Origin of the sequence: Nocardia tenerifensis NBRC 101015, assembly GCF_000308715.1 — a bacterium.
Lineage (GTDB): Bacteria > Actinomycetota > Actinomycetes > Mycobacteriales > Mycobacteriaceae > Nocardia > Nocardia tenerifensis.
This window is the reverse complement of sequence record NZ_BAGH01000114.1, coordinates 1-9476: the sequence shown is the minus strand read 5'-3', so window position 1 is coordinate 9476 and position 9476 is coordinate 1. Positions and strand designations below refer to the sequence as shown.

Here is a 9476-nt window from a genome sequence, read left to right as displayed (position 1 = left end):
CTTCATGATGCGCATCCGTTGCGACGGCGGCGCGCTGACCGCCGAGCAGCTGCGCACCCTCGGCCAGATCTCCACCGAGTTCGGGCGCGACACCGCGGACCTGTCCGACCGGGAGAACGTGCAGTACCACTGGATCGAGGTGGAGAACGTCCCCGAGATCTGGAAGCGGATCGAGGCGGTCGGGCTCAAGACCACCGAGGCCTGCGGCGACTGCCCGCGCGTCGTGCTCGGCTCGCCGCTGGCGGGCGAGTCGCTGAACGAGGTCATCGACCCCACGCCCGCGATCGAGGAGATCGTGCGCCGCTACATCGGCAAGAAGGAGTACTCCAACCTGCCGCGCAAGTTCAAGACCGCGATCTCGGGCCAGCAGGACGTGGTGCACGAGATCAACGACGTCGCGTTCGTCGGAGTGAACCATCCCGAGCACGGACCCGGCCTGGACCTCTGGGTCGGCGGCGGGTTGTCGACCAATCCGATGCTCGCGCAGCGGGTCGGCGCGTGGGTGCCCCTCGACGAGGTGCCCGACGTGTGGGAGGCCGTGGTGTCGCTCTACCGCGACTACGGCTACCGCCGCCTGCGCACCAAGGCCCGGCTGAAGTTCCTCGTCAAGGACTGGGGCATCGAGAAGTTCCGCGAGGTGCTCGAGGAGAAGTACCTGAAGCGCAAGCTGATCGACGGTCCCGCGCCGGAGCAGCCGACCAAGCCGATCGACCACGTCGGCGTGCAGAAGCTGAAGAACGGGCTCAACGCGGTCGGGTTCTCCCCCATCGCGGGCCGGGTGTCGGGCACCATCCTGACCAAGGTCGCCGACGCGGTCGAGCGGATCGGCTCGGACCGCATCCGGTTCACGCCGTATCAGAAGCTGATCGTGCTCGACGTCGCCGACGACAAGGTCGACGCGCTGATCGACGAGCTGGCACCCCTTGGCCTGCAAGCCCGTCCGTCGCTGTGGCGGCGAAACCTGATGGCCTGCTCGGGAATCGAGTTCTGCAAGCTCTCCTTCGCCGAGACGCGCAAGCGGTCCCAGGCGCTGGTGCCCGAACTCGAGGAGCGGCTCGCGGATCTCAATGCGCAGCTGGACGTTCCGGTCACCATCAACATCAACGGCTGCCCGAACTCGTGCGCGCGTTCGCAGGTCGCCGACATCGGGTTCAAGGGCCAGCTGATCGACGACGGCAGCGGGAATCACGTGGAGGGCTTCCAGGTTCACCTAGGTGGCAGCCTCGGCTTCGACAGCGCCTTCGGGCGCAAGCTGCGTCAGCACAAGGTGACCAGCGACGAGCTCGGTGACTACATCGAGCGGGTGGTGCGCAACTTCATCAAGCATCGCGAGGAGGGCGAACGGTTCGCGCAGTGGGCCGTTCGCGCCGACGAGGCCGATTTGAAATGAGCCGCCGGCGCTGCCGGCTGCCGTCCCCGAAGGTGATGGGAGATCAACTGTGACAACCGAATTGGTGACGAAGCTGGCCGAGGACGAGCTCAGGGCCATCGCCGAGAAGGGCGCCGCCGACCTCGGGACCGACGCCTCGGCGCTCGACCTGCTGCGGTGGACCGAGGAGAACTTCGGCTCCGGCTACATCGTCGCCTCGAACATGCAGGACGGCGTGCTGGTGCACCTGGCCGCGCAGGTCCGGCCCGGGGTGGACGTGCTGTTCCTCGACACCGGCTATCACTTCGCGGAGACCATCGGCACCAGGGACGCGGTCGAGGCGGTGTACGGGGTGAACGTGGTCAATGTTCAGCCGGAACACACTGTCGCTGAACAGGATCGGTTGCTCGGCAAGGACTTGTTCGCGCGGGACGCCGGTGAGTGCTGCCGGCTGCGCAAGGTCGTTCCGCTGAAGAAGTCGCTGGCCGGGTACAACGCGTGGGTCACCGGCATCCGCCGGGTCGAGGCGCCGACCAGGGCCAACGCGCCGCTCATCTCGTTCGACGAGGCGTTCGGGCTGGTGAAGATCAACCCGATCGCCGCGTGGTCCGACGACGAGATGCAGGACTACATCGAGCAGCACGGAATTCTCGTCAATCCCCTTGTGGAGGAAGGGTATCCGTCGATCGGCTGCGCGCCGTGCACGCGCAAGCCCGAGCCGGGATCCGATCCGCGAAGCGGGCGTTGGGCGGGGCTCGCCAAGACCGAATGCGGGTTGCACACCGCCTGACCGAAATACCGCCCGGAGGAGGCAGCCTGCGTCAGCGCGTAGAGCTCTCGGACAGGCAGATTGGAAACAGCATGACGGAGACTTTTGTGAACGAATTAGTCGGCGAGTCCTCGAACACCACCGAACGCGCCTTCGGCATCAGCGATTTCGACACCCTGGCCGCGCTGGAGTCGGAGTCGATCCATATCTTCCGCGAGGTGGCGGGCGAGTTCGAGCGGCCGGTGATCCTGTTCTCCGGCGGCAAGGACTCCACCGTCCTGCTGCACCTGGCGCTCAAGGCCTTCTGGCCCGCGCCGCTGCCGTTCGCGCTGCTGCACGTGGACACCGGGCACAACCTGCCCGAGGTGCTGGATTTCCGGGACAAGGTCGTCGAGCGGTACGGGCTGCGGTTGCACGTGGCCAAGGTCGAGGACTACCTCGCCGACGGCAGGCTCACCGAGCGCCCCGACGGCATCCGCAACCCGCTGCAGACCGTTCCGCTGCTGGACGCCATCAGCGAGAACCGCTTCGACGCGGTGTTCGGCGGCGGCCGCCGCGACGAGGAGCGCTCGCGCGCCAAGGAGCGAATCTTCTCGCTGCGCAACGGCTTCGGGCAGTGGGATCCGAAGCGGCAGCGGCCCGAACTGTGGAACCTGTACAACGGCAGGCACGCGCCCGGCGAGCACGTGCGGGTGTTCCCGCTGAGCAACTGGACCGAGCTGGACATCTGGCGCTACATCGCCCGCGAGGACATCGACCTGGCGAGCATCTACTACGCGCATCAGCGCCCCGTCTACCAGCGCGACGGCATGTGGATGACGCCTGGTGTGTGGGGCGGGCCGCGCGAAGGCGAGACGCTGCAGACGCTTTCGGTGCGCTACCGGACCGTCGGCGACGGATCGTCCACCGGCGCGGTGCTTTCCGACGCGGCCGACAACGAGGCGATCCTCGCCGAGGTCGCCGCGTCCCGATTGACCGAACGCGGCGCCACCCGCGGTGACGACCGGGTGTCGGAGGCCGCGATGGAAGACCGTAAGCGAGAGGGTTATTTCTGATGTCCGATCTACTGAGGCTGGCTACCGCCGGTTCTGTCGACGACGGTAAGTCCACTCTGGTCGGGCGTCTGCTGTACGACACGAAATCCGTACTGGCCGACCAGATCGACGCCGTCACGCGCGCGTCGGTGGACAAAGGTCTTGCCACGCCGGATCTTTCGCTGCTCGTCGACGGGCTGCGGGCCGAGCGCGAGCAGGGCATCACCATCGACGTCGCCTACCGCTACTTCGCGACGCCGCGGCGGTCCTTCGTGCTCGCCGATACGCCGGGGCACGTGCAGTACACGCGCAACACCGTGTCCGGCGCGTCGACCGCGCAGCTGGTGATTCTGCTGGTCGACGCGCGCAAGGGCGTCATCGAGCAGACTCGACGGCACGCGGCCGTGCTCGCGCTGCTCGGGGTGCCGAAGCTGGTGCTGGCGGTGAACAAGATCGACCTGGTCGACGACGCGGCGTCGGTGTTCGCGGAGATCTCCGCCGAGTTCAACGGGCTCACCCGCGGGCTCGGCTGGTCCGACGACGACGTGCTCGAGATCCCGGTCTCCGCGCTGCACGGCGACAATATCGCCACCCGCTCGGACAACACCCCGTACTACAGCGGGCCGTCGCTGATCGAGCACCTGGAGTCGGTGCCGGTCGACGCCGACAGCACCGGGAATCACACACTGGGACTTCGTTTTCCGGTGCAGTACGTGATCCGCCCGCGCACCGCCGAATACCCCGACTACCGGGGTTACGCGGGGCAGATCGCCGCAGGCTCGGTCGCACCCGGCGACGAGGTGGTCGTGCTGCCCTCCGGGATCCGCACCACGGTCGAGCGGATCGACACGCCCGACGGCGAGCTCGCGGTGGCACAGACCGGCCGCAGCGTGACGCTGGTGCTGGCCGACGACGTCGACATCTCGCGCGGTGACACCATCGCCTCGGTCGCCGACGCGCCCGAGCCCATCGGCACCTTCGACGCCACCGTCTGCTGGCTCGGCGACAAGCCGCTGCACCCCGGCGCCCGCCTGCTGCTCAAGCACGGCACCCGCACCACCCAGGCCATCGTCGGCGCCCTGCTCGAGCGCTTCGACGAGCAGCGGCTCACCGCCGACCCCAACCCGGACACCCTGTCCCTCAACGACATCGGACGCGTCTCCCTGCGCGTAGCCGACGCCCTCGCGGTCGACGACTACCGAGTCAACCGCCACACCGGCAGCTTTCTTCTCATCGACCCCGCCGGTGGCAACACCCTCGCCGCCGGCCTCGTCGGCGACGTCCTGTCGACCGTCGAAGTCGGCACGGGGGTCTGAAGATGAACCCGTCCGGCACCGCGAACTCGCGGCCGGTCGCCGCGGAGGTGGTGCCGGACGCGAGCGTTCGTCTCGATGCGAAGAAGCGGGTAGACGTGCGGCGCGGGGCCACCGGTTCGCCCGAAACCGTCCCGACACGGACCCGTCACGCCAATCGGGGCCAAGCCACGGAGACGCGTTGTGCAGCGTCCGAGGCTGTGTCGGCGCGGGACGGTGCTGGTGTCGCGACTCCGTCCCTCGATGGCGTAGTGCTCGGCTCGCGGGCTCGTCAGGTGACTGCGTTGAGCGAGGTGGGTTCGGTGGCGATCGCGCGGAGTTGCGGTGGGCCGGCGTTGATCGCGGTGGCGCATGGGAGCCGGGATCCGCGGTCTGCCGCGACGGTGGCGGCGGTGGTCGCGGATATCGCGGCGGCGCGGCCGGGGGTGGATGTGCGGCTGGCGTTTCTCGATCTGAATGCGCCCTCGGTTGAACAAGTCGTGGATGCTGTTGCGCGGCAAGGGCATAGCCATGCCGTGGTGGTGCCGCTGCTGCTCGGAAGTGCGTTTCACGCGCGGGTGGATCTGCCGGGGATGCTGGCGGCGGCGCAGGCCAGGCATCCGCAGTTGCGGTTGACGCAGGCGGAGGTGCTCGGGCCCGATGGTCGGTTGATCGATGCGGTGTGGGATCGCGTGACGGAAGCGGTCGGCGGGGTGCGGTATTCGGGCGACAAGCGTCTAGGTATCGCCGTCGCCGCGGTGGGGTCCTCCTCCCCCGCCGCCAATGTGCGCACGGCCGGCGTTGCTCGCCGACTCGCCGCACTCACCGGTCACCGCACCGAGATCTGCTACGCCACCACCGAACCGTCGCTCCCGCAGGCGATTTCCCGTCTGCGCGCCCGAGGGGCCGACGAGATCCTGGTCGCGCCGTGGTTCCTCGCTCCCGGTCTACTCACCGACCGTCTCATCACGGCCGCGCCGGATGTCGTCCACGCCAGCGTCATCGGTCCACACCCGGCCCTCGCCGAGATCGTCTGGGATCGATATGACGCGGCGGTTGCGAATACCTTGACGATGTCTGCCTGAATGCCGGTCTACGCGGACACTTTCGAGCCGATTCCGGCCGAAAATGGGCGCGGCGGCCCGAGAATGTCGACTGAGGCCGGGTAACCTCCGCCCAGCCGGTTCTCGGCAGACCTCAACTGAGCAGATCATCGACGATGGCGCGAGCCGTCGCCACCCCCACTCATCCCCCATCTGCTGGGCATTATGGGCGGCGGCGATGACGGCGTCGAGTTCGAAGGCGACCGCGTCGGCGTTGCGCTCACCGAGGTGACCTTGCTCCTGAGCAACGCGAATCTCGTTGGACAGGAAGGTGAGGAAATCGCGGCGGTCCGCCGAGATGGCGTCGCGAACGGGGCCGGGACGGCTGTCGAACTCGGCGAGGGTGGCCACCCGGAAGCAGCCACCGGGGAACGCGGGCTCGGCGACCTGGGCGAACCAGCGTTCGACGAGGGCGCGCAGGCGAGTGATGCCGCTCGTCTCGTCCAGGCTCGGCGTGACGACCCGATCCAGGAACACGTCGCGCGCCGCCTTGACCGCGGCCAGCTGCAGGCTCTCCTTGTTGCCGAACAGGGTCGCGATGCCGCTCTTGCTGAGGCCGAGGTCGGTGGCGAGCCTGCCTATGCTCACCCCGGTCAAGCCCTCGACCGACGCCACCTCCGCGGCGTGCCGGGCGATCGAGGCCCGCGAGCGCGCGCCCTTCGCCAGCCGCTGGTCGGTGCCTTGCTGCCGCTCGGCGGCGGTCGTGGACTCGGACATGACTTCATTCTTCCATGGAAACGCGTTAATGCGAACGTACGGTCGTACTTCAATGTGCGTAGCGATCCAGCAGCTCGGTGCCGATCCGGGCCAGCTCACTTCGGACCTCCTGCGGACCCACGACCTCGATCGACGCACCCCAACCCGCCAGTTGCTGAGCGAGCATCCACGCGGTCGGCGCCGTGACCTGGACCTGCACGCGACCGTCGGCGGCGGGTCCGTCGACCACGCAATGTCTCCCCTGCTGATTACGCAGGACCGGCAGGAGGCGCTCGGAGATGAGAACGGTGGCGGCCGTGGCAGCGCGGCGCTGTTCCAGCTCGTCCACGACCTCGTTCCAGGCGGCGGCGAGGTCGAAATCGGCTGGGCGGTCGGCGGTTTCGTCGGTCGTGACCGCCTCGGTGATCCGATCGACGCGGAAGGTGCGTTGGCCGTGTTCGGTTCCGGCGATGAGATACCAGATCGCGTCCTTGTCGATCAGGCCCCACGGGTCGACCATTCGCTCGGTGCGCTCACCGTTCTTCTTCGCGTATCGCAGCCGAACCTTGTTGCGCTGCACGACCGCTCGCTGTAGCAGCGAGACCACCGGCGGCAGTTCCCGATCCGTCTCGCCCCACCGGGCCGGGTCGATGACCACCGCGTCGGACGCCGCGGCGGCCTCCCCGCGAAACGGCTGGGGCAGGGCCCGAACCAGTTTGCGCAGAGCCGATTTCACCCCGGGCACCGCGTTGGCCGACGGACCCGCCAGCAGGAACAGCGCCCGCGCCTCACCCGCGGTCAATCCGGTGAGATCGGTTCGCGCGCCGCCGATCAGCGACCAGCCGCCGCCCCGGCCCGGCTGCGGATACACCGGGACGCCCGCCGTCGACAACGCCTCCAGATCGCGGCGCGCGGTCGCGACAGACGTCTCGAGTTCCTTCGCGACCTCGGCGGCGGTCACCCGCCCGCGCGTCTGCATCATCAACAGGATCGCCACCAGTCTGTCCGCTCGCATGCGCACAATTCTGCCCGGAAAAGTGCTCATTCGGTGCGCACTTTCACGCGGATCATGGTTTCTACCAGCAAGAAACACACCGATGAAGGAGACCGAAATGCTGCGAGGCATGGCGACGAGCACGTTCTACACTGACGACCTGGAGGCCGCTAAGGACTGGTACAGCGAGTTCTTCGGGCTCGAGCCGTACTTCCACGTCCCCGGCGGCTATTACGAGTTCCGCATCGGCGACTACCAGGCCGAATTCGGCATCGTGAACCGCGCCTACGCTCCCGCGGGCGCCCGCAACGCCCCCGGCGGCGCCATCCTCAACTGGCACGTCGACGACCTCCAGGCCACGTTCGACCGTCTGCTCGAACTCGGCGCGAAGGAGTACGAGCCGATCACCGAACGCGGCGGCGAGAACAGTGGATTCGTCACCGCCGCCGTGGTCGACCCGTTCGGCAATGTCCTCGGCATCATGTCGAATCCGCACTACCTCGAGGTGCTGGCTAAGACTGGACCGGCGTAAGGGACCGTTCTGCGTGGACACTTTCGAGCCGGCATCGATCGAAACCGGGCGCGTCGTGCCGAAAGTGTCCGCAGCGGCCGGGTACCGGCACCTGATCGCGGGGGCAGGCGCCCTCAGGATTGAAATCAGAACCGCGACGCGGGGATTCGTCCGAATTCGAGCCTCAGGTGGGTATCGATATCGCGCCGGATTTCGGGGCGGCATATGATCTGGCGCACATTCACCGTCGCGCTCGCGCACGGACTCCGGCTTGGTCGGGTTTGGAAGGAACTCCTATGGTCAGCCGCGCTTCAGTGCTACCCGATATCGTCACCGGTCCCCCGGCCACTCCGGAGCTATTGCCGCGGAGTGCCGGATGCGAGGACGGCAGAGCCCGGCAGGCCCTGAACGACCTACAGCGCCGCTCGATCGTCCTCGCCTACTACGGCGGCCGCACCTATCGCGAAGTCGCCGAGCCAGACCACACGATCAAGACGCAGCGGCGCGAGGGATTGGTCCGTCCGCGCGAAAATTGGGGAGAGCTCTCGTGACATCCGAACCGCACAACCGCACCGGCGCTTACGTTTTGGACGCACTGCCCGTCGATGAGCGCGCCGATTTCGAGCGGCACCTGACCGACTGCGCGGGGTGCCGCAGCGAGGTCGCGGAGATGAGCGAGGCACCCGGACGCTCGGCCGGCGCGGTGCCCGCCGACGGCATGAAGGAGGGAGTGCGCGCCGACCTCCACAAGCGTGCTGCCGAAGACGCGCTCGGCGTTACCCAACTGATGCCGGCGCTGAACACGCTCGGCCGCACCGACATCATGCCCGCGCTGAAAGGCCTGCCGGACAATGACTCTCCCGCGCATAGCCGCCGCTGGACCTGGTGGACGGCGGCCGGCGTCGCGGCCACAGCGGCCGCACTGCTCGCGGGGTTGACCTTGGTCGGCGGCGAGCACAACGGCGAGGCGGACCAGGTGCGCGCCGCGCGCGACGCCATCACTCGGGACGGCGTGGTGATGGCCGGCGACGGTGTGGCCGAGGCGGTTTCGTCAGCCAGCATCGGCAAGACAGTCGTCATGGCCAACGGCCTGCCGACCCCCGACGAAGACCACGGCTACCAACTGTGGAGCCTCCCCGCCGACGGCACGCCACGATCGGCCGGAATGATGCACGTCTCCGGCGGCCGCGCCGAATTGTCCACCAACCTCCCCGGCGACACCGTACTGCTAGCGATCACAGCCGAGCCCAGCCGCGGATCGGACCAGCCAACGACACCCATGGTGGCGCGAATCCCGTTGAGCTGACCCGTTTGTCCGAACCGCGCACACATCGCCGTGGTCACTGGCCGGGGTCATCGTGGTCGCGGGCCGGGACCATCGTGGTCGCGAAACCGGACCATCGTGGTCGCGAACCGGGTCACCTCGGTCACGGGCCGGGCCAGCTCGGTCACGGGCCGGGCCAGCTCGATCGCGAGCCGGGCCAGCTCGATCGCGAGCCGGGCCAGCTCGATCGCGAGCCGGGCCAGCTCGATCGCGAGCCGGGCCGTCTCGGACAACCTCGCTCGCGAAACCGGACCATCGTGGTCGCGAACCGGGCCAGCTCAGTCACGGGCCGGGCCACCTCGCTCGCAAGCCGGGCCAGCTCGGTCGCAGGACAAGACCACCGCGGGCGCGAACCGAAGCCCACCTTGATCGTGAACCGAGGCC

10 protein-coding genes and 1 pseudogene are annotated in these 9476 nt (G+C 68.3%); 8 read left to right on the top strand and 3 right to left on the bottom strand.

All coding sequences use genetic code 11. The features are described from left to right. The 5 genes from ON39_RS09220 to ON39_RS09200 all read left to right on the top strand — a co-directional run. On the top strand, positions 1–1390 hold a 1390-nt coding region (locus ON39_RS09220; protein ID WP_040732935.1), incomplete at its 5' end, for a nitrite/sulfite reductase. 49 nt (positions 1391–1439) lie between these two features. Further along, complete coding sequence (locus tag ON39_RS09215) at positions 1440–2159, top strand: phosphoadenylyl-sulfate reductase (protein ID WP_040732932.1); 720 nt, start codon at positions 1440–1442, stop codon at positions 2157–2159. A gap of 71 nt (positions 2160–2230) precedes the next feature. Further along, positions 2231–3193, top strand: a complete 963-nt coding sequence (cysD, locus tag ON39_RS09210; protein ID WP_040732931.1) for a sulfate adenylyltransferase subunit CysD — start codon at positions 2231–2233, stop codon at positions 3191–3193. Then, positions 3193–4488, top strand: a complete 1296-nt coding sequence (locus tag ON39_RS09205; RefSeq protein ID WP_040732929.1) for a sulfate adenylyltransferase subunit 1 — start codon at positions 3193–3195, stop codon at positions 4486–4488. Before cysD ends, ON39_RS09205 begins: the two co-directional genes overlap by 1 nt. Positions 4489–4793: 305 nt before the next feature. Beyond that, positions 4794–5549 carry a sirohydrochlorin chelatase gene (locus ON39_RS09200; protein ID WP_255219245.1) on the top strand — a complete coding sequence of 252 codons (756 nt, stop codon included), beginning with the start codon at positions 4794–4796 and terminating at the stop codon, positions 5547–5549. Positions 5550–5661: 112 nt separating this feature from the next. On the opposite strand, the pseudogene ON39_RS51395 reads toward ON39_RS09200, so the two are convergent. Together ON39_RS51395 and ON39_RS09190 are read right to left on the bottom strand one after the other, a co-directional pair. Further along, a pseudogene (locus tag ON39_RS51395) lies at positions 5662–6284 on the bottom strand (TetR/AcrR family transcriptional regulator). A gap of 49 nt (positions 6285–6333) precedes the next feature. Beyond that, a complete protein-coding gene (locus ON39_RS09190; RefSeq protein WP_040732927.1) occupies positions 6334–7278 on the bottom strand; it encodes a helix-turn-helix transcriptional regulator in 945 nt (314 codons plus the stop codon). Positions 7279–7375: 97 nt separating this feature from the next. Between ON39_RS09190 and ON39_RS09185 the strand changes: the two genes are divergently transcribed. From ON39_RS09185 to ON39_RS09175, 3 genes are all read left to right on the top strand, one after another. Further along, a complete protein-coding gene (locus ON39_RS09185; protein WP_083894336.1) occupies positions 7376–7789 on the top strand; it encodes a VOC family protein in 414 nt (137 codons plus the stop codon). Between the two features lie 275 nt (positions 7790–8064). Next, positions 8065–8319, top strand: a complete 255-nt coding sequence (locus ON39_RS51390) for a sigma-70 family RNA polymerase sigma factor (protein WP_169335870.1) — start codon at positions 8065–8067, stop codon at positions 8317–8319. Continuing rightward, positions 8316–9074: an anti-sigma factor gene (locus tag ON39_RS09175; RefSeq protein ID WP_040732925.1), complete on the top strand. Its 759-nt coding sequence runs from the start codon at positions 8316–8318 to the stop codon at positions 9072–9074. Before ON39_RS51390 ends, ON39_RS09175 begins: the two co-directional genes overlap by 4 nt. A gap of 47 nt (positions 9075–9121) precedes the next feature. Here ON39_RS09175 and ON39_RS09170 read toward each other — a convergent pair whose 3' ends face one another. Beyond that, on the bottom strand, positions 9122–9325 hold the full coding sequence (locus ON39_RS09170; protein WP_040732924.1) for a hypothetical protein: 204 nt from the start codon (positions 9323–9325) through the stop codon (positions 9122–9124). Positions 9326–9476 lie beyond the last annotated feature (151 nt).

Coding starts and splice junctions, on each gene's coding strand:
- cysD (WP_040732931.1), top strand. CDS start 2,231: ATGACGGAGACTTTTGTGAACGAATTAGTCGGCGAGTCCTCGAACACC.
- ON39_RS09205 (WP_040732929.1), top strand. CDS start 3,193: ATGTCCGATCTACTGAGGCTGGCTACCGCCGGTTCTGTCGACGACGGT.
- ON39_RS09190 (WP_040732927.1), bottom strand. CDS start 7,278: ATGCGAGCGGACAGACTGGTGGCGATCCTGTTGATGATGCAGACGCGC.
- ON39_RS09185 (WP_083894336.1), top strand. CDS start 7,376: ATGCTGCGAGGCATGGCGACGAGCACGTTCTACACTGACGACCTGGAG.
- ON39_RS51390 (WP_169335870.1), top strand. CDS start 8,065: ATGGTCAGCCGCGCTTCAGTGCTACCCGATATCGTCACCGGTCCCCCG.